The organism is Novosphingobium sp. fls2-241-R2A-195, from assembly GCF_030209485.1.
GTDB lineage: Bacteria > Pseudomonadota > Alphaproteobacteria > Sphingomonadales > Sphingomonadaceae > Novosphingobium > Novosphingobium resinovorum.
On sequence record NZ_JARVRY010000010.1, the window covers coordinates 1 to 17,604 of the forward strand.

The 17,604-nt window shown below is 66.0% G+C and carries 19 protein-coding genes; 17 read left to right on the forward strand and 2 right to left on the reverse strand.

Features of this window, described 5'->3' with window-relative positions; genetic code table 11:
- The 5 genes from QRN25_RS08990 to QRN25_RS09010 all read left to right on the forward strand — a co-directional run.
- Positions 1 to 278 (forward strand): hypothetical protein (locus tag QRN25_RS08990; RefSeq protein WP_285018888.1); only part of this gene is annotated, 278 nt, incomplete at its 5' end.
- Between the two features lie 10 nt (positions 279 to 288).
- On the forward strand, positions 289 to 1,566 hold the full coding sequence (locus tag QRN25_RS08995; RefSeq protein WP_285018889.1) for an SDR family oxidoreductase: 1,278 nt from the start codon (positions 289 to 291) through the stop codon (positions 1,564 to 1,566).
- Positions 1,559 to 2,032 (forward strand): DUF2269 family protein, encoded by a 474-nt coding sequence (locus QRN25_RS09000; protein ID WP_285018891.1) that lies wholly within the window; start codon positions 1,559 to 1,561, stop codon positions 2,030 to 2,032. Before QRN25_RS08995 ends, QRN25_RS09000 begins: the two co-directional genes overlap by 8 nt.
- Positions 2,029 to 2,562 (forward strand): DUF4166 domain-containing protein, encoded by a 534-nt coding sequence (locus QRN25_RS09005; protein WP_285018893.1) that lies wholly within the window; start codon positions 2,029 to 2,031, stop codon positions 2,560 to 2,562. The genes QRN25_RS09000 and QRN25_RS09005 overlap by 4 nt, the downstream gene beginning before the upstream one ends.
- Entirely contained in the window at positions 2,555 to 2,956 is a 402-nt protein-coding gene (locus QRN25_RS09010) for a thiol-disulfide oxidoreductase DCC family protein (protein ID WP_285018895.1), read from the forward strand. The genes QRN25_RS09005 and QRN25_RS09010 overlap by 8 nt, the downstream gene beginning before the upstream one ends.
- 291 nt (positions 2,957 to 3,247) lie before the next feature.
- Here the strand turns inward: QRN25_RS09010 and QRN25_RS09015 are convergent, their stop codons facing one another.
- Entirely contained in the window at positions 3,248 to 3,607 is a 360-nt protein-coding gene (locus QRN25_RS09015) for a metalloregulator ArsR/SmtB family transcription factor (RefSeq protein ID WP_285018898.1), read from the reverse strand.
- 83 nt (positions 3,608 to 3,690) lie between these two features.
- Here QRN25_RS09015 and QRN25_RS09020 point away from each other — a divergent pair, with 83 nt between their 5' ends.
- Together QRN25_RS09020 and QRN25_RS09025 are read left to right on the forward strand one after the other, a co-directional pair.
- Positions 3,691 to 4,668, forward strand: coding sequence for an acyl-CoA desaturase (locus tag QRN25_RS09020; protein ID WP_285018900.1), 978 nt, complete (start codon positions 3,691 to 3,693; stop codon positions 4,666 to 4,668).
- Between the two features lie 3 nt (positions 4,669 to 4,671).
- Positions 4,672 to 6,003 carry an SRPBCC family protein gene (locus QRN25_RS09025; protein WP_285018902.1) on the forward strand — a complete coding sequence of 444 codons (1,332 nt, stop codon included), beginning with the start codon at positions 4,672 to 4,674 and terminating at the stop codon, positions 6,001 to 6,003.
- Between the two features lie 217 nt (positions 6,004 to 6,220).
- On the opposite strand, the gene QRN25_RS09030 is transcribed toward QRN25_RS09025, so the two are convergent.
- Positions 6,221 to 6,730, reverse strand: a complete 510-nt coding sequence (locus QRN25_RS09030) for a nuclear transport factor 2 family protein (RefSeq protein WP_285018905.1) — start codon at positions 6,728 to 6,730, stop codon at positions 6,221 to 6,223.
- 264 nt (positions 6,731 to 6,994) lie between these two features.
- Between QRN25_RS09030 and QRN25_RS09035 the strand changes: the two genes are divergently transcribed.
- From QRN25_RS09035 to QRN25_RS09080, 10 genes are all read left to right on the forward strand, one after another.
- Positions 6,995 to 7,669 (forward strand): GntR family transcriptional regulator, encoded by a 675-nt coding sequence (locus tag QRN25_RS09035; protein ID WP_285018908.1) that lies wholly within the window; start codon positions 6,995 to 6,997, stop codon positions 7,667 to 7,669.
- A gap of 167 nt (positions 7,670 to 7,836) precedes the next feature.
- Positions 7,837 to 9,978 carry a TonB-dependent receptor gene (locus tag QRN25_RS09040; RefSeq protein WP_285018910.1) on the forward strand — a complete coding sequence of 714 codons (2,142 nt, stop codon included), beginning with the start codon at positions 7,837 to 7,839 and terminating at the stop codon, positions 9,976 to 9,978.
- A gap of 49 nt (positions 9,979 to 10,027) precedes the next feature.
- Complete coding sequence (locus tag QRN25_RS09045) at positions 10,028 to 11,125, forward strand: ABC transporter ATP-binding protein (protein ID WP_285018912.1); 1,098 nt, start codon at positions 10,028 to 10,030, stop codon at positions 11,123 to 11,125.
- Positions 11,122 to 12,204, forward strand: a complete 1,083-nt coding sequence (locus tag QRN25_RS09050) for an extracellular solute-binding protein (RefSeq protein WP_285018914.1) — start codon at positions 11,122 to 11,124, stop codon at positions 12,202 to 12,204. Before QRN25_RS09045 ends, QRN25_RS09050 begins: the two co-directional genes overlap by 4 nt.
- A complete protein-coding gene (locus tag QRN25_RS09055; protein WP_285018917.1) occupies positions 12,201 to 13,892 on the forward strand; it encodes an ABC transporter permease subunit in 1,692 nt (563 codons plus the stop codon). Before QRN25_RS09050 ends, QRN25_RS09055 begins: the two co-directional genes overlap by 4 nt.
- The gene (locus QRN25_RS09060) at positions 13,889 to 15,205 is read left to right on the forward strand and encodes an MmgE/PrpD family protein (RefSeq protein ID WP_285018919.1); all 1,317 of its coding nucleotides are present in this window, start codon (positions 13,889 to 13,891) and stop codon (positions 15,203 to 15,205) included. The genes QRN25_RS09055 and QRN25_RS09060 overlap by 4 nt, the downstream gene beginning before the upstream one ends.
- The gene (locus QRN25_RS09065; RefSeq protein WP_285018922.1) at positions 15,202 to 15,912 is read left to right on the forward strand and encodes an NAD(P)-dependent oxidoreductase; all 711 of its coding nucleotides are present in this window, start codon (positions 15,202 to 15,204) and stop codon (positions 15,910 to 15,912) included. Before QRN25_RS09060 ends, QRN25_RS09065 begins: the two co-directional genes overlap by 4 nt.
- Positions 15,909 to 16,418: a nuclear transport factor 2 family protein gene (locus QRN25_RS09070; protein ID WP_285018924.1), complete on the forward strand. Its 510-nt coding sequence runs from the start codon at positions 15,909 to 15,911 to the stop codon at positions 16,416 to 16,418. Before QRN25_RS09065 ends, QRN25_RS09070 begins: the two co-directional genes overlap by 4 nt.
- Positions 16,419 to 16,420: 2 nt before the next feature.
- Positions 16,421 to 16,945 carry a nuclear transport factor 2 family protein gene (locus QRN25_RS09075; protein WP_285018927.1) on the forward strand — a complete coding sequence of 175 codons (525 nt, stop codon included), beginning with the start codon at positions 16,421 to 16,423 and terminating at the stop codon, positions 16,943 to 16,945.
- Positions 16,942 to 17,565 carry a short chain dehydrogenase gene (locus tag QRN25_RS09080; RefSeq protein WP_285018930.1) on the forward strand — a complete coding sequence of 208 codons (624 nt, stop codon included), beginning with the start codon at positions 16,942 to 16,944 and terminating at the stop codon, positions 17,563 to 17,565. The genes QRN25_RS09075 and QRN25_RS09080 overlap by 4 nt, the downstream gene beginning before the upstream one ends.
- Positions 17,566 to 17,604 lie beyond the last annotated feature (39 nt).

A 17,604-nucleotide genomic window follows, 5' to 3' on the forward strand; every position in this document is an offset into this window, starting at 1 on the left:
TCGCGACGCTGGCTGTCGTCGCCCTGTGGCGGCCGCTGCTCATCCTCCTGTCCGAGCTGTGCGGCACCGAGCAACGCTCGCGGTTCTGGAGTGTGTGGACGGTGGTGATGATGATGGCCACGCCGCTGCTGCTCGTCTCGCTCCATCCGGTCGCGACAGACCCGACCGACCTTGTGCAGGGAACGATGACGAGCGCGCTGTTCGGCATTCTCCTGGCGCTTGTCGGCATGGGCTATGCGGTATGGAGCCGCACGCCCCGCGCTGGCCATGAAGCGTAAGGAGGCCATGATGCGTGTGCTTGTCGTAGGCGCAGGCGGCTTCATCGGGCGGCACGTGGTGGCGCGGCTTGCAGGCGAAGGCCTACAGGTCGCCGCTGCCGGGCGCGATCCCAATGCTCTGTCGCGCCTCCTGCCCGGCGCGGAGATCGTGCCCTGCAATCTAACGCGCGACGGGGCCGGCGATTGGGCGCAGCGGCTGCGCGGCATAGATGCCGTGGTCAACTGTGCCGGTATCATCGGCGCCGGAGCCGATTACGCCAGGGTCCATCAGCACGGCGCTATCGCCCTGTTCGATGGCGCCCGCGCGGCGGGTGTCGGCCGAGTGATCCAGATTTCCGCACTCGGCGCTGACGAGACCGGGACGACACCGTACCATCGCAGCAAGCGTGCGGCGGACGATCACCTTGCCCGCCTCTGCGCCGATGGAACGACCATGGGCTGGGCGGTTCTGAGGCCCTCGCTGGTTCTGGGGCGAGGCGGCGCCAGCACTGTGTTGTTCGCTGCACTGGCGGCCTTGCCGGTGAGGCCGCGCCTGGGCGGCGGTGACTGGCAGGTGCAGCCGATCCATGTCGACGACCTGGTGGAAATCGTGGTGCACCTGCTCCGGGCACCGAGGGCTCTGTGCGCTCGCCTCGACGTCGTCGGTCCCGATGCGATGTCCACCGACGAACTGACCGCCGTAATGAGGCGCTGGCTGGGGATGGGGCGGATGCCGGTACTGCCGATCCCGCGCTGGCTTCTGGTCCTCGTTACCCGTGTGGGAATAGGGCCTGCCTCGCCAGAGAGCCTGGCCATGCTGGCGGCCGGGAATACCGCACCGCTTGCTCCGCTGGTCGAGGCGACGGCAATCATGCCTCGTCCGCTCGAACAGGTGCTGGCGCTGCATCCCTCGACCTCGGCTGATCTGGCGATGAGCCGGCTGTCGCCGATGATCCCCGTCATGCGATGGCTGCTGGCCTTGGTCTGGCTTGCCGGCGGGCTGGTCTCGCTGGGGCTGGCACCTGCCGGCAGCACCGATGCCATGCTGGCGCGGCTTGGGCTTGCGGGGACAGCGGCGATGGGCGCGCTCTGGGTCGGATCGCTGGCCGACGTCGCCGTGGGCCTGGCCATTCTGGCAAGACGGCGCGGCGGCGCCCTTGCGGGGGTGATGCTGATGGGCGGCTACACGACGATCCTCAGCGCGGTCGCCCCGGAGCTCTGGGCGGACCCGTTCGGCCCGCTCGTCAAAAACCTGGCCGTTCTGGGCCTTTCCTTCGCCGTGCATGCATTGGAGATGCGCCGTGGATGAATACCTGTTTCTCAAGCTGATCCATATCCTCAGTTCCACGCTGCTGTTCGGAACGGGGCTGGGCACGGCCTTTCACGGATGGATGGCGAACCGTGCCGGATCGCTCGCCGCTCGCCGCGTGGTGAACCGCAATGTCGTGCTTGCCGACTGGCTGTTCACGACGCCTGCCGTCATCGTCCAGCCGGTGACGGGCGTATGGCTGGCGCAGATCGCCGGCTTCCCGCTGAGCAGCGGTTGGCTGGTGGCAGCAATGCTGCTCTATGTGCTGGTGGGTGCCTGCTGGGTGCCGGTCGTGTTCATTCAGGTGGAGATGCGCCGCATCGCCGACAGGACGCCGGATGGAGAGGCCCTGCCGCCGCGCTATTTCCGCCTGTCATGCTGGTGGTTCAGACTTGGCTGGCCAGCTTTCATCGGCGTCCTCATCATCTACTGGCTGATGGTTGCCAAACCGGAGATCGCATTTTGAACCCGCCGCTATTCCGGCGCCTCCTGCCAGGCGCCATGGATGCGTTGCCGCCGGTGCTTCGCGCCGCGCACGACGCCGATGATAGGCAACACTGGGAAGGGCTGGCGCATGTGACGCTCAGCCGCAATCCCATCGCCCGGCTGCTGTGCCGGATGATGAAATTGCCGGCCCAAGGGCACGGGGTTCCGGTTTCCGTCGTGTTCGAGCGACTGGCGCACGGCGAAAGATGGCGGCGTACTTTTGCCGGGCGCAGTTACCGCAGCGACCTTACCGTCAGGGACGGTTTGATGGTGGAAAGGATGGGCTTAGCCACCAATATCTTCCGGGTGTCGTACGGCGGCGGCCAGATAGTGCTCGATCTGGTGGCCTTTCGTTTTCTGGGCCTGTCGCTCCCATCCTGGCTTCGCCCGCGCTGCCGTGCCACGGAACGGGAGCAGGATGGGCGATACGTTTTCGATGTTCCGGTCAGTCTGCCGCTGCTGGGCCCCATCATCCACTACACCGGCAGCATGGAGCGCCGCGATGCCTGAAGCGCAGCCCATCATCCTGTTCGACGGAGAATGTGTGCTTTGTTCGGCCAACGCACAGTTCATTCTGACCCATGACAAGGCCCGCCGTTATCGCCTTGCGGCGATGCAGGGCGAGGTCGGCGCGGAATTGTTCCGTCGCCATGGTGTCGATCCCAATGACCCGGATACCATCCTGGTAATCGATGGCGACAGAGTACTGCGGGACAGCGATGCAGTGTTGTCGATTTACACCGGCCTTGGGTGGCCATGGCGCATTGCCGGGCTGGTGTTGCTGGTGCCGCGCTGGCTGCGCGATCCAGCGTATCGATGGGTAGCGCGCAATCGGTATAGGATTTTCGGGCGGCGGGAGACTTGCTGGATACCCAACGCAGAACATGCTGATCGGATTATGTGATCGCTCGGTTCTCTCCATACGACTTCGCGGAGAAATTGAATGGCTACCGAGCGCAAAAGAACACGTCTCCCGATACGACCCATTCCGGTCGCTCGGCCGCCGGTTTTAGCTCCTCAGGTGCAGACGGTCCGCTATTTCAGCAGCTATCAACAACGTAGGGTCATTCGTGCCCCACGCCGGGGACGCCAATTCGCGCTTAAGCTGCTGCTGGATGATTACCGGGGTGGACCAGCGCCCGGCCTCGAGTCTGCTACGTGCACTTAAACAGGCAGATTTCAAGACGGGCAAACGTCAATTCGCATCGGATTCCTGTCCGTCGCGCTTTCCTACGTCGTCAAGTTCGATCGCCTTTTTTGCAGCGATTTTGGCACTCTCGGCCTTCAGCGGACGAGAAACCGGACATACTTCCTGGGCATAAGTGTTGAGCGTGTTGAGCAGATTGTCCGGGACAAGCTTGTAGAACACAAACTGCCCCCGCTTTTCGCTGCTCACCAGTCCGGCATTCTCCAGCACGGCCAGATGCTGGGACACCGCAGGCTTCGACATCTCGAAGCGCGAGGCGATATCACCGGCGCTGAGTTCGGCATGGCTCAGGTACGCAAGGATTTTGCGACGCGGGGTGGAGGCCAGGGCTTCGAACACTTTCTGCATGAGGCTTAATTAAGGAATGAGCTAATCACTTGACAAGGGCCTTCGAGTAATTAAGCAATGAACTAATTACCTCGGAGGTTGCAATGCCCGACGTGTTCTCCAGTCGATCCCCATCCGCGCCCGCCGAAACGACGGTGAACAGTCTGATCGAAGTCGCCGGCTGCAGCCCGGTCGAGGGCAAGGTCCGATGGGATCCGGTCCATTCGACCTGGAACGCGATCATGTTGGTGATCTCTCTCGTGCTGGCCCCGGTCTTCGCCAGTTGGTCTGCCTTGGGCGTGTTCCTAGTGCTGACAGGGGCATCGCTTCTACTGGGGCATAGCATCGGCTTCCATCGTCTTGTGATCCATCGCAGTTTCGCGTGCCCGCTCTGGCTGGAGCGAGCGCTGGTGTGGATCGGCACGCTGGTCGGCATGAGCGGGCCGTTCTGGATGATCCGCACGCATGACCTGAGGGACTGGGCGCAGCGGCAGAGCGGCTGTCACGACTATCTCGCGCATCGGCGGCCGATGCTGATCGACGCCTGGTGGCAACTCCATTGTCGGCTCGAACTGGCGGATCCTCCAGCGTTCGATCTCGGGCGGGCCGGGAAGGACCGCTTCTACCGCTTTCTGGAGCAGACCTGGATGGTGCAACAGGTTCCGGTCGGCATGGCCCTGTATCTCGCCGGAGGTTTGCCCTGGGTGATATGGGGCGTGTGCGTCCGAGTGAGTGTGTGCGTGACCGGCCACTGGTTCGTCGGCCACCTCGCGCATCGGCGCGGGCCGCAGTCGTGGCTGGTGGAAACCGCGGGCGTACAGGCTCACGACGTTCCCTGGGCTGCGATCCCGACCATGGGCGAGGCTTGGCACAACAATCACCATGCTTTCCCTGGGTCGGCGCGGATCGGGCTCTACCCGGGGCAAAGCGACTGGGGCTATCGAGTGATCACGATGCTGGAGAAGCTCGGGCTAGCCTGGGACGTGGTCACGCCCGAGACCATGGCGCCGCGCAAGGAACTGCGGCCGGCAGCGGCGTATGACCGGACCGAAGGCCGGTTCTCCCAAGCGGCGAGGGCCTGAGCCATGCGCAAACTGCTTTCCTTCGAGGGGCGTGTCTCGCCGCTGGTCTATGTCCTGGCCGCGCCGTTGCTCCTGCTGTCGCAGAACCTCATGGTTGCGCTCTGCTATCGCTGGCGGGGCGTGGCACTACAGGCCGATGCATGGTTCTGGCTCCTGCCGCTGCGCAGTCTTGCACGAATGCCAGGAGTGACGGCCACGCAGGCCGCGACGGTATTCGCACTGGGTTTCGTCATCGCCTGGGCCTTGGCGGCTCTTTCGTTTCGCCGCGCGAACTGGTCCGGGCGCGGCTATAAGCTGAGCTTGTTCGCCATCTTTCCCGTGCTCCAGATCGCCGTCGTCATGTTGCTAGGCGCAATGCCGCGCCGGCAAGGTGAGCCGAAGGGGGAGCGAGGCGACGCGGTGGATCTGGCCGATGTTCTGCAGGGCGTGCTGGCGGGCGTGGCGATCATCGTCGTGGCCGTGCTGATCTCGGCGTTGACGCTTGGCGCTTATGGCTGGGGCCTTTTCGTTGCGACGCCCTTCGTGGTCGGAATGACGACTGGCTATATCGTGAACCGTCGGGCCCCACAGACCGGGGCGCGGACCATGGCGCATGTTCTCGCTGCCGGCGCTTTGGGCGGGCTCGCCTTGCTCATGTTCGCGCTGGAGGGCTTCATGTGCATCGCCTTGGTCGCGCCTCTCGGTCTGGTCGCCGCGGCGCTCGGCGGTGCCTTCGGCCGCGCCATCGCAATGTTCGGGCATGAGGGCAACAGACCGCTGATGTCCGTCGCCGTACTTCCGGCCTTGTTCGCGCTTGAAGCGAGCATGCCTCCCGCAACGCCCATCGACACGGTCGAGAGCATCGACATCGCCGCTGCACCAAACGCGGTGTGGCAGGCGGTCATCAGCGAAGCACCCATTGGCCTGTCACCCGGCCTCCCTGGACTTGCGGGGCTGGCCTACCCGGTCCGCAGCAGTCTCAAGGGCGAAGGCGTCGGCGCCACGCGCCTCGGCGTATTTTCGACCGGGACCGCGGTGGAGCGTGTGACCGAATGGAAACCCGGTCGGGTGCTGGCCTTCACTGTCCTTTCCCAACCACCGGCGATGGAAGAGATGAGCCCTTATCGTCACCTCAACACGCCGCATCTGACCGGGTATGTCGTGGCCGGTGATACGAGGTACCTGCTCTCGCCCCTGCGCAACGGTGGCACGAGGCTGACGCTGCAGGCCCACACCGTGCTGCGCATCGACCCGATCGCCTACTGGGAGCCGATCGCGCGTTTGGCGTTCCATTTGAATGTTCGCCGAGTGCTCAAAAGCGCCAAAATCGAGGCCGAGGGACAACGCGTTGAATGAGCGAACATCCGTTGGCAGGATGGCGATTTTGAGGCGCGAACGATGGTATTGGCGACTCGCGACCCTTCCAAGACATTCAGCCAGCGATTTTCTGTTCCCAGGTGCGGAAGGGCCGCTTTCCGAGCTGCTTAAATCTGAAACGGGCTATTCACATGGGGCGGGATTGAATTCCGTCCAAAGTTAAAACTAGAAATGCGACCGAGCGTCGCAAAAGTTTTCAGAGCTCGCACAAACGGGATTTGAAACGCCAAGCTCCATCATCGACACGAATGAGATGATCGAAGTAGCGCCCGAAGGCGAGCAGCCTGTGGTCCTGTTCGGCATCCTTGCCTAAGGCGATCATCTGGCTTTCGACCCAGGCCTCGCCGTCACCCAGCCTCACGACCGGCTGCAGCACCGCATGCAGACGCAGCCGTTCCCGCGCGAGCCCCGCCATGAACCCGTGCACTCCCTCATACCCTTCGAAGCGGAAGCCCTTTTCGGTGGGGCGGCCACCACATCCAAGCAAGTAATCCTTAGGATAGGGAAACGGCGCATTGGGGGAGATACGGTTTCGCGCGCCGCCCTGCAGTTCGAAATAACCGTCTTCGGTGAACAGCAGCGCACAGGCGCTGGCGTCCCCGTAATCGACGAGGTTGGCATAGCGTGCCAGCAGCCGCAGCACTTCCCGTTCAGCCAGAAGTTCGTCGAGCAGGGCGCTCATTTCCTCGGTCGTCCTGGCCGTCATGGGCATGATCTCCATCGTTCGGTCGTGAAGGGCTATGACGCCGCCACCTCAGGGTCAATCGCGTAACCTCGATCCGAAAGAGACACGGCGCGCCTGCCAAAACCTATCTCGTGGAACTGCGTGAAACATCCGCTTGCAGGCGGGCACGGTTTGAGACAAATTCCATCTTGCATGCACGAAAGACAAATTTGCATACATGATTCTTTACTCAACTGATTTGGTTGAGTATCAGCGTATCACACTCACCGCTCGAAAGGCAGGCCATTGACCGAACGCGCTCTCAAGACTTCCCAGGCGGACTTCGTCCGGTCGGGTATCGAGGCGCGCATCTCTCAGGGCCTGCTCGTGCCCGGCCAGCGGATCGAGGAAGTGGAGATCGCCGAGATCTTCGGAACCTCGCGCACGCCGGTGCGGGAAGCGGTTTCGCAGCTGGTCGCGGCGGGCCTGCTGCACAAGACCCCGCGCCTTGGCGCCATCGTCCCGCGGCTGGACTTGCGCCAGACGCTGGACCTCATGGACTTCTCGGCCGAACTGGCTGCCTCTTCCGCCCGTTTCGCGGCGCGGCGGCTGCGGCCGGACGAACTGGAAACGCTGCGTGACCTGTGCGCGCAGTTGGAAGACCACCTTCTGGCGGACGACGTTGCCGGCTATGCTGCCACGGCGTCCTCCTTCCACGCCACCATCATCGCGGCATCGCGCAACAGCTACCTGATCGAAGCGCTGGAGCGCTCCGTGATCCACCTGGCGCGCTACTTCCGCTATTGCCTGACGTACCCGGGGCAGATGCGCGCCGACCTCGACGATCACCACCGATTGATCGCCGCGTTCGAAGCACGTGACGGCGAGGCCGCCCGGATGCTGATGCGCCGCCACGCCCTGATCGATCCCGACATCATCGGAGACTACATCGCCGACCTGGAGCAGGACGACTCCCGGTAACCCGGCATTTCTCGTCCACACGACAAGACCAGAACTGGACGCCACGAGGTGACAGGCTTCTCATAGAACAAGCCCAACCGCGAGCCGCTTATGCGCGCCCCGCTCCTGCCCGACTGAAGCCGTCGGGCAATGCCTTCTCGCGGCCGTCACACTCGAAAGGAAAGCTCATGAACACCCTGACCGGTGGGCATTCGCCCGCGCACATCCTCCGTTCCCGTCACCTTGCGACCCTGCTGGGCGCCACCGCGCTGTCCGTCATCGCCCTGCCCGCCGCTGCGCAGGAGGCTACCGGCGAATACCAGCAAACCGCCAAGGACGCCCGACCCGAAGACAACACCATCATCGTCACCGCCGCCAAGCGCGGCCACGGTGCGCCGCTGGTACTTTCGAACACCCCGGCGGCCAACCCGGCCTCGGTCACCGTCATCACCCAGGACGACATCTCCAACAAGCTGGTGACGACGGCGGGCGACCTCCTGCGCGGCAGCAACGGCGTGCAGGTTTCGGACTACGGCCAGGTCGGCGAAACGCAGGGCATCACCATGCGCGGCTGGTCCAACGGCTACGATTCCGCCTATCTCGCCTATTATCAGGACGGCGTGCAGCGCAACGCGGCATCGCACATCAGCGTCAACGGCTACGTCGATCTCAACCCGCTGATCCCGGAGACCATCAACCAGTTCACGATCGTGCGCGGCCCGTTCGACACCCGCTACGGCGGCAACTTCGCGCAGGCCGGCTCGGTCGTGGCGACGACGCGGGACTTCATCCCGAACAGCCTCTCGATCACCGGCGGTTCCTACGGCTTCGTCCGCGCCGTCGCCAGCATCGGCCACCAGTGGAACGACACCAGCCTCTACACCATCGTCGACGGGCAGCGCAGCGACGGCTACCGCGACCGCAGCGGCGGCAAGCTGCTGAAGACCTTCACCAAGTTCGCGACCCCGCTGGCCGGCGGCCGCTTCACGCTGGGCGTCGAGACCTACAACAACAAGTTCGAACAGCCCGGCTACATCGACCTGGGCCTCATCAAGGACGGCGCGATCAGCGCGAAGGACGCGATCAGCGACAGCGATCACGGCTCGGCGCAGACCTACACCGCGATCGCCAACTACCTCGTCGGTGATTACAATCAGGGGCTCGAAGCGACCGCCAGCGCCGGTCACAGCGCGCTGACCCGCACGTCCACGACGTATCCCTATCCGCAGTACTACCGCCGCGACGCGCGCTGGAACTACTCGGCCAGCGTCGAGGCGCATCGCCGCTTCGAGGTCGCGGGCATCGACGCGCTGGTGCTGGGCGGCGTGAGCATCCAGCACACCAATGCGCGACTGACCGAACTGCCCTCCGAGAACGGCGAGGAGATCACCGGCCTCGATCCGCTCGACGCCTACTTCTACCAGCGCGAGCACGTGCGCGAGACGACCAAGTCGGTCTATGCCTCGCTCCAGCTGAAGCCGGTGGACTGGCTGAAGATCACCGCCGGCGGCCGCTACGACCACTTCGCGTTCGACGTCGACAATCAGGACTACGACGCGACCGAGAACGCCTATTACGATGCCCCGTTCAAGACTAAGACCGGCCGCTTCAGCCCCAAGGTTGGCGCCGCGATCAACCCGGTCCCGGACATTACGGTCTACGTCAACTACGGCGAGAGCCCGCGTTCGCCCAGCGCCTTCTCGGAGCTGACCACGAACCCCGACCTCAACGTCTCGCACCTGTCGAGCAAGGAGGCGGGCATCGCCTGGGATCCGTGGAACCGCCGCCTGCACTTCCAGGCGAACTTCTACAAGACGGTCAACTCCAACGAAGTGGGCCAGGTCGGCTATACATACGTCAACCTCGGCACCTCGCGCCGCAAGGGCCTCGACCTCGAAACCTCGCTGGAGCTGATCCAGAGCGAGGCCGTGGACCTCAAGCTGACCGGCAACTACTCGGCGGTCAAGGCGCGCCTCGCAGATGGCGGCTACGTGCCCTACGTCGCCAAGTGGCTGGCGGCTTACGGTGCGCGCGTGGACTACCGCTTGCCCGGCACCTCGGGCGAGAGCATCCGCGTCGATCTGGACCACGAGTTCTTCGGGCCGCAGAAGCTGGACTCGCTCGGCGCCTACAGCGCCGGCACCTATAACCGCGTGTCCGGCAAGGTGCGCTGGGTGTTGCCCGAGAAGAACAACCTCAACTTGTGGGCCGGCGGCATCTGGTATCCGGGCTCGGTCTACAACGAGTTCGGCTTCTCGCTCAGCGACCGCATCTACGTGGCCCCCAAGCCCAAGGTGCAGTTCCAGGTCGGCGCATCGGTCAACTTCTGACCATGCGCATCGGGGGCGGACTTTCCATCATGCACAGGAACCGACTGACGTGATCCTTTCCAGGCAGGCCCGCCCCGAAACGGCCTCCATCGCCCCGCTCGCCATCACCCGGGTGAGCAAGAGCTTCGGCGGTTCACCGGTGCTCGACCGGGTATCGCTGGACATCGAGCCGGGCGAGCGCATCGCCCTGCTCGGCCCCAGCGGCTCCGGCAAGTCGACGCTGCTGAACCTCGTGGCGGGGTTCGAGCAGCCCGACGCGGGCGATATCCTGATCGACGGGCGCAGCGTGGTGGCGCTGCCAGTCCACCGGCGCGAGATCGGCATGGTGTTCCAGCACTATGCCCTGTTCCCGCACCTGACCGTCGCCGAGAACATCGCCTATCCGCTGGTGCGGAGGCGCGCCGCGCGCGGCGAGATCCGCGAGCGGGTCGATCGCCTGCTGGCCTCGGTGCGGCTGGAGGGCTTCGCCGACCGTCGCATCCAGACGCTGTCGGGCGGCCAGCAACAGCGCGTCGCCATAGCCCGCGCCCTTGCCGCCGAGCCCGCCGTGCTGCTGATGGACGAGCCGATGGGCGCGCTCGACCGGGCGCTGCGCGAACAGTTGCAGGTCGAACTCAAGCTGCTGCTGCAGGAAACGCGCGCCACCGTCATCTACGTCACCCACGACCAACGCGAGGCGCTGGCACTGGCCAACCGCATCGCCATCATGAACCAGGGCAGGCTCGAACAGGTCGGCGCGGTGGAGGACATCTACGCCCATCCCGCCAGCGCCTTCGCCGCGCAGTTCCTGTGGGCGGGCGCCAACCGCCTCGGCGCCATGGTCGGAGAAGGCGGCGCGGTCCGCCTTGGCGAGGTCACGTTGGATGCCCGCTGGCCCTCCCCACCGCCGCGGCCGGGAATGGCCGTCGATCTGGTCGTGCGGCCTGAGGACGTCGCGCTCCATGAACCGCGCGATGGTGCGCTGGGCGGCACCGTGCTGACCGCGCTGTTTGCGGGCACGCACCGCACGGTGCAAATCCGGCTTTGCTCCGGCGCGCAGCTTCATGCCGTGCAGCCGATCACCGCCGCCATGCCGGTGCCGGGAACGGCGGTCGGCGTCACCATCGCGCCCGGCGCAGCCTGCGCTTATCCAGCGAGCGCGCGATGAGCGTCATCCTGAACCGGCGCGGCGCGCTGGCCTTCGGGCTATCGGCGGCAACCACGGCTTGCGCCACTTCGCGCAAGGGCCCCGAAGTAATTCTGTGCGACGGCGGCAGCTTCTGGGGCCGCGCCCAGCGCCGCGCCTTCTACAAGCCGTTCGAGGAGGAAACTGGCATCCGCGTGCGCACCGTGCCCTTCGTCATGCCGGGCAAGCTGCGCACCAGCATCGAACAGGGCCGCCCGGTGATCGACGTCGCCGACATTTCCGGGGCCGAACTCCCGCGTTTCGAACGCGACGGCCTGCTCGCGCCTGTGGACCTGCGCGGGTTCGATCCGCAGGACATCGCCGCACTCGGCCCGCGCAAGCCCCGCAAGCACGCGCTGCCCTCGTTCTACGCCTCCACCGTGCTGGCCTATCGTCAGGAACTGTTCCCCGGCCGCGAGCCAGCAGGCTGGGCCGCGATGTGGGACACCGCCCGTCATCCCGGCGAACGCATGCTCGGCTCGGGCCTGATGGGGCAGATGGCGGCAACCTTCGAGATCGCCCTGCTGGCCGACGGCGTATCGCCGGAGCGCCTCTATCCCCTCGACTGGGACCGCGCGATCCGCGCCCTGCGCCGCCTGCGCCCTTCCGTCGCGCGCTACTGGCTGTCGAGCGGCGATGCGCTGCAGATGCTCAACGAGCAGAACGTCGTCATCGGCAATATCTGGAACGGCCCGGTGGACACGCCCGAAGCGCGCGACGCCGGTTCGCTCTACACCTGGAACCAGGGCATTCTGCAGGGCGGCTACTGGGCGATCCCGCGCGGCGCGCCGAACCACGCCAATGCCCTGCGCTTCATGGCCTTCGCGCTCAGGCCCGACCGGCAGGCGCATTTCGCCTCGCTGATCGGCTACAGCCCCGCCAACCAGCGCGCCTTCGTCCTGCTGCCACCGGGGCGCACCGCGCACCTGCCCACCGCACCGCAGAACCTGACGCGGCAGATCATGCAGGACGACGAATGGTGGGCGAAGGAAGACCGCCCCGGCATCACCAACGTCGCGCTCAGCGTGAAGCTCTGGGAGACCGAGGTGGTCGGCAAATGAGCGCCCTCGCCCGCAATCGCACGCTGGCTTGGCTGGCCTGCCTTCCCGCGCTGGCAATCAGCCTCGGCCTGCTGTTCGCGCCCTTCGCGCTATCGCTGTACCGCTCGGTGGCGTCGGCAGGGACTTTCGATCTTTCGGCCTATTCCGGCATTCTCGACAGCGCCTTTCGCAGCGTGCTGGGCGACACCCTGCGCTTTGCCGCACTGGTGACGCTGGCCTGCCTGCTGCTGGGAACACCGACGGCCTATGCGCTGGTGCGCTGCCCCGCATGGGCACGCCGGACGATGCTGGTGGCCATGGGCCTGTCGTTCACCATCGGCACGCTGATCCGCAGCTATGCCTGGCTGGCGATCCTGGGCTCGCGCGGGCTCGTCAATTCGGCGCTGCATGCGCTGGGCTGGGCGCATCCGGTCAAGCTGGCCTTCACCGATGGTGCGATGCTGCTCGCCAGCGTGCAGGTGGCGCTGCCGCTGTTCATCCTGCCGCTCTACGGGGTGATGCAGGGCATCGACCTGCGCGTGCCGCGCGCAGCGCGCAGCCTCGGCGCAGACCCGGTGACGGCGTGGTTCACCACCGTCCTCCCGCTTGCCGTGCCAGGCATCGGCGTGAGCTGTGCGCTGGTGTTCCTCAGCTGCCTCGGCTTCTACGCGATCCCGACGCTCCTCGGCGCGCCCGACAGCTACCTGCTGTCGCAGGAACTGGAAGTGCGCATCAACACGCTGGGCGACGATGCCGGTGCCTCGGCGCGGATCGTGGTCATGGTCGCGCTGGTCCTGCTCTCCTGCGGTCTTGCGGCCTTGCTGCGCCGCTACGCCGGACGGGCAGACGCAGGACGCATCTCCGCCCGCGTGATGCATGCGCTGGAACCGCTCGCCCGCGCGGTCTCGCCGTGGCGCTGGGTGCCGGTCGGTGCGATCTTCGCTTTCGTGCTGGCGCTGCTGCTGGTGCCGCTCGTCATCCTCGTCCCGCTTTCGGTGAGCGACGACTTCTATTTGCGCTTTCCGCCGCGCAGCTTCTCGCTGCGCTGGATGGAAACCTTCCTCGGCGACCCCGACCTGCTCGGCTCGGCAGCCTTCACCTTGCGCATTGCCATCACATCGGCCGCCATCGGCAGCCTTGCCGGAGCCATGGCCGCGCTCGCTGCGCTGCGCCTCGGCGACGCGCGCGCAAGGCTGGTGACGCTGGCCGTCGCCGCGCCGCTGGTGGTCTCGCCAATCACGGTGACGGCAGCGCTCTACCTTGTCGCGCTGCGCTGGAGCGGCATCGAGCCCTCGGTGCTGTTCGTCGCGGTCTATGCGGTGACGGGCCTGCCTTACGGTTTCCTGCTGGTTGGCGCCGCCGCGCGCCGCCTCGACCCGCAACTCGCCCGCGCCGCCGCCACGCTGGGCGCCGGACCGGTCACCACCGCCCGAACGGTGACGATGCCGCTGCTCGCGACCGCTTTCGCCAGCGCTTTCGTGTTTGCCTTCCTGCTCGCGGTGGACGACATCAGCGCAGGCCTGTTCCTCGCCTCGTCGGATGCGATGCCGCTGGCGCTGCGCTTGTGGGAAGACCTCAAGGCGGCGATCACGCCCTTGCCCGCCGCCATCACCATGCTTGCCGCGCTTTGCGCCGTCGCCCTCTATGCGCTGGCGGGGTTGGCGTCGAAACTCCGGCGCGAGGCGCGCCGCTGGGAGCCCCGGTCGTGAGCGCCGAAGCCGCCGCCTCCTTCGCCGCATCGGTCCGCTGGAGCGCATTGCCGCTTCCCGTGCGCGATCGCGCAGAATCCGCGCTCAAGGATACGCTAGGCTGCCTGCTCGCAGGCACCCGCAGCGAGGCGTTCGCAGCAGCCCGCCGGGCGATGGTGCTGGATCTGGGCGGCTCGGAAGGCTCGTCCGCCGCAATGTGCGCCTTCGCGTGGGCCATTGCCGCATCGGCTTTCGACCACGACGACGGGCATTACGAAGGCGGCGGCATCCACCCCGGCTCGACGGTGCTGCCCGCGCTGCTCGCCGCGTCACGCGGGAGCGAAAGCCGCGAAGACCTGCTGGCCGCGCTCGTCGTCGGTTACGAAATCGCGATCCGCGCGGGCTACCTGCTGATGCCGCAGCTCAGCGGCGGCTCCTATCGCTGCACCGGCGCGGCATCGGTGCTGGGAGCGGCGGCTGCGGTAGCCCGCTACCGAGGCGGCTCGGCGGACACGATAGCACGCGCGATACGCATCGCCGCCGCCCACGGCCCTTTCGCCAGCTTGCAACTGCCGATGGTCAAGGAAGCCGTCGGGCAGGCCGCCTCCAGCGCCGTGACCGCCGCCCTGCTGGCCGAGGCAGGCTTCGGTGGCGGCGGCGAGCCTTTCCTCGGCATCACGCCCAGTCCGTTCGACACCCCTCCGTTCGACACACCGCAGGCTGCGGACACGTTCGCTTCCGGGCTGGGCGAAAGCTGGCACATCCTGAACATCTACGCCAAGCCCTGGCCCTGCTGCCGCGCCATCCATGGCGCACTCGCCGCAGTCGAGGCGATACTCGCGCAGGAAGGCTGGAGCGGCGACCACGTCGAGCGCATCGAGGTCGAGGTGATGCCGGGGCTTGCCGCGCTCGACTTCCTGCCACCTGCTTCTGCCGACCATGCACAGTTCAGCTTCCCGTTCGCAATCGGCTGCCTGCTGGCGAAAGGCGCCGTACTGCCGGAGCACTTCCTGCCGCACGGACGCGGCGACGCCGCGATCCTCGCCGCCGGGCGCACGGTGACGCTGGTGGAATCGTCAGACCTCTCCCCTCTGGCCCCGAACCGCAGCTATCCCGCCGCCGTGACGATCCATGCCGCCGGAACTGCGCGCCGCCTGCGCGTCGATGACGCTCCGGGCAGTCTCCGCGCCCCGTTTCCCCTCGACCGCAAGTATCGCGCCAACGCCGCACTGTCCGGCGCTTGCGACACGGCGGCACTGCCCGGCCAGGCCCCCGCCGCTCTCGTGGCGGCGCTCACCCCTTTCCTCGTTTCCCCCGATAGGAGCATGTCATGAAAATCGCTGTCCTTGGCGCCACCGGACGCACCGGCCAGGTCATCGTCGAACAGGCGCTGGCCGCCGGACACCATGTAGCCGCCCTCGTCCGCCGTCCGGAAGGACTGCCCGTCCGTGGCGAAAACCTCGAAGTCGTCGTCGGCGACGCCCGCGACCCGGCGATCATCGAAAAGCTCGCCGCCGAGAACGACGCGGTGATCTGCAGCCTGGGCATCCCGGCCTCTGGCACGAGCCGCGCCGAGATCGACGATTCCGCCTCGGTCGATGTCTGTCTCGTCTCCACCCGCCTGCTGTTCGACGCCCTCCCCCGCCACGGCAAGCGGCGCATCGTACTGATGAGCACGCATGGCGCCGGCGGCAGCAACGATGGCTCGCCCTACGTCACCTGGCTGCGCGATCTCGTGAAGAACCGCGTGCTCGACAAGGACCATACCGAGGAATTCATCGCCGCCAGCGACGCGCCGGTGGACTGGACGGTGATCCGCAACCCTTCGATCTACGAAGGCGAGCTGGGCCGCCCGCACGAGGTCTACACCCGGATCGAGCTCGATCGCTCCTCACGCGTCACCTATCAGGATCTCGCTGCCTTCGCCCTCTCGGAAGTGGTGACCCCGCGCCACGTCGGCCAGTTCCTGACGATCACCGAGCCGCTGGAGGACACCAGCCTCCTCGCCGCCGCCGAAATAGCGCCCGAGGTCGCCGCGTGAGGCTGACGTGGCAGACACTGCGTGACCGGGCCGAACTGCTGGACTGTCTTACCCGCTACGCACAGGGCGTGGACCAGCGATGCTGGCCGCTCTACGACGGCGCCTTCCACCCGGACGCCCAAGTGCACGTGCCCGGCTACATGGAGGGCACGCTCGGCTTCGTCGCCTTTCGCGAAATGTTGGCGGGCACGTTCGATACCCTGCGCCTGTCCGGCCAGCATCTCCTCGGCAACATGCAGGCCGAGATCGACGGCGACCGTGCCCGCACCGTCACCGAGTTCCTCGCCACCACGCTGGAGGACGCACCCGGCGGCGGTGCATCGCGCGAAGTGACGCCGGGGCTCTACATCGACGAATTCCGACACCGCGACGGCGAGTGGCGCATCGTGCGGCACACCATCGTGCGCAAGGCCGCCGATGGCGCGACCCTGCCATTCGAAATGCCCGTCGCCGACGCCGTGCGCTCCACCCTCGCCACCCGCTGGCTGCTCCACTCAGGACATTGACGATGCCCCGGATAACCGACCAAGAACTGATCGCCCGCGCCGAAATCCAGGATCTGCTGACCCGCTACGGGCAGGCGCAGGACCAGGACGAGTGGAGCCTTTACGACGACATCTTCACCCCTGACGCCGCGATCCACTTTCCCGGCATGCCGATGGAAAGCCGCAGCGCCGCCGATTTCGGCCGCTTCCTGCAGGAATTCAACAAGACCCGCATCTCCGGCCAGCACCTCATCGGCAACACGCTCTATCGGTTCGAGAATGACGGTCGAAGCGCCCACGTGGTGAGCGAGGTGATCTACATCACCCTCCATCCCACCGACACACCCGGCCGCTTGCGCCGCATCCGCGGCAATGCGCTTTATTCCGACCAGGCCGTGCTGACTGCCGATGGCTGGCGCATCGCCCGGCGCGACATCGCACAGAAGAACGTCGAGATCGACGAAGCCGACTATGACGCCGTCCTGCTCTCCGCCATCGAAAGCGCTTCAGTCACTCGCTGGTTCGGATCTTCAGGAGACGAGGCATGAACATCCCTAAAAAGAGCGTCTTCCTGATCGGCACATCGGGCACCGTCGGCAGTGCGGTCCTGAAGATGCTGCTGGCACGCGGTCATGACGTGGTGAGCGCCGACTACGATGAAGGCGACTTGCGCATCGACATTACGGACAGCGCCTCGATCGCGGCCGCCTATGCGCAAGTCGGAGAAATCGACGCCGTCGCCTGTACCGTGGGCATGGTTCCCTTGCTGCCTTTGCACCAGATCACCCGCGCGCATGTGGATGAGGCAATCCGTGGCAAGCTCTCATCGCAGATCGACATCGTCCTGCAAGGGCTGCCCTTCGTGCGCGAGGGCGGGTCGTTCACGCTGATCTCGGGCATCATGTCTCGGATGCCATGGTTTGGGGGGATAGGCGCAAGCATTGTGGATGGCGGCATCGAGGCTTTCGTCATAGGCGCCGCAGCCGAACTTGGCCGCGATCGCCGCATCAATGCGATAAGCCCCACCATCGTGCAGGAATCGATCGACAAGATCGGCACGAACCTGCTGCCCGGCCATCAGCCAGTCCCCGCCTCACAGGTCGCCGGAGCCTATCTCCGCTCGATCGAGGGTATTGAAACGGGCCAGACATTCCTCGTCGGTCATTGATCCGCGGCCGACACGCGCGGTATATCGTCATTCTGCCAA

Coding starts and splice junctions, on each gene's coding strand:
- QRN25_RS09040 (WP_285018910.1), top strand. CDS start 7,837: ATGAACACCCTGACCGGTGGGCATTCGCCCGCGCACATCCTCCGTTCC.
- QRN25_RS09075 (WP_285018927.1), top strand. CDS start 16,421: ATGCCCCGGATAACCGACCAAGAACTGATCGCCCGCGCCGAAATCCAG.
- QRN25_RS09080 (WP_285018930.1), top strand. CDS start 16,942: ATGAACATCCCTAAAAAGAGCGTCTTCCTGATCGGCACATCGGGCACC.
- QRN25_RS09050 (WP_285018914.1), top strand. CDS start 11,122: ATGAGCGTCATCCTGAACCGGCGCGGCGCGCTGGCCTTCGGGCTATCG.
- QRN25_RS09065 (WP_285018922.1), top strand. CDS start 15,202: ATGAAAATCGCTGTCCTTGGCGCCACCGGACGCACCGGCCAGGTCATC.
- QRN25_RS08995 (WP_285018889.1), top strand. CDS start 289: ATGCGTGTGCTTGTCGTAGGCGCAGGCGGCTTCATCGGGCGGCACGTG.
- QRN25_RS09055 (WP_285018917.1), top strand. CDS start 12,201: ATGAGCGCCCTCGCCCGCAATCGCACGCTGGCTTGGCTGGCCTGCCTT.
- QRN25_RS09025 (WP_285018902.1), top strand. CDS start 4,672: ATGCGCAAACTGCTTTCCTTCGAGGGGCGTGTCTCGCCGCTGGTCTAT.
- QRN25_RS09015 (WP_285018898.1), bottom strand. CDS start 3,607: ATGCAGAAAGTGTTCGAAGCCCTGGCCTCCACCCCGCGTCGCAAAATC.
- QRN25_RS09030 (WP_285018905.1), bottom strand. CDS start 6,730: ATGACGGCCAGGACGACCGAGGAAATGAGCGCCCTGCTCGACGAACTT.
- QRN25_RS09020 (WP_285018900.1), top strand. CDS start 3,691: ATGCCCGACGTGTTCTCCAGTCGATCCCCATCCGCGCCCGCCGAAACG.
- QRN25_RS09010 (WP_285018895.1), top strand. CDS start 2,555: ATGCCTGAAGCGCAGCCCATCATCCTGTTCGACGGAGAATGTGTGCTT.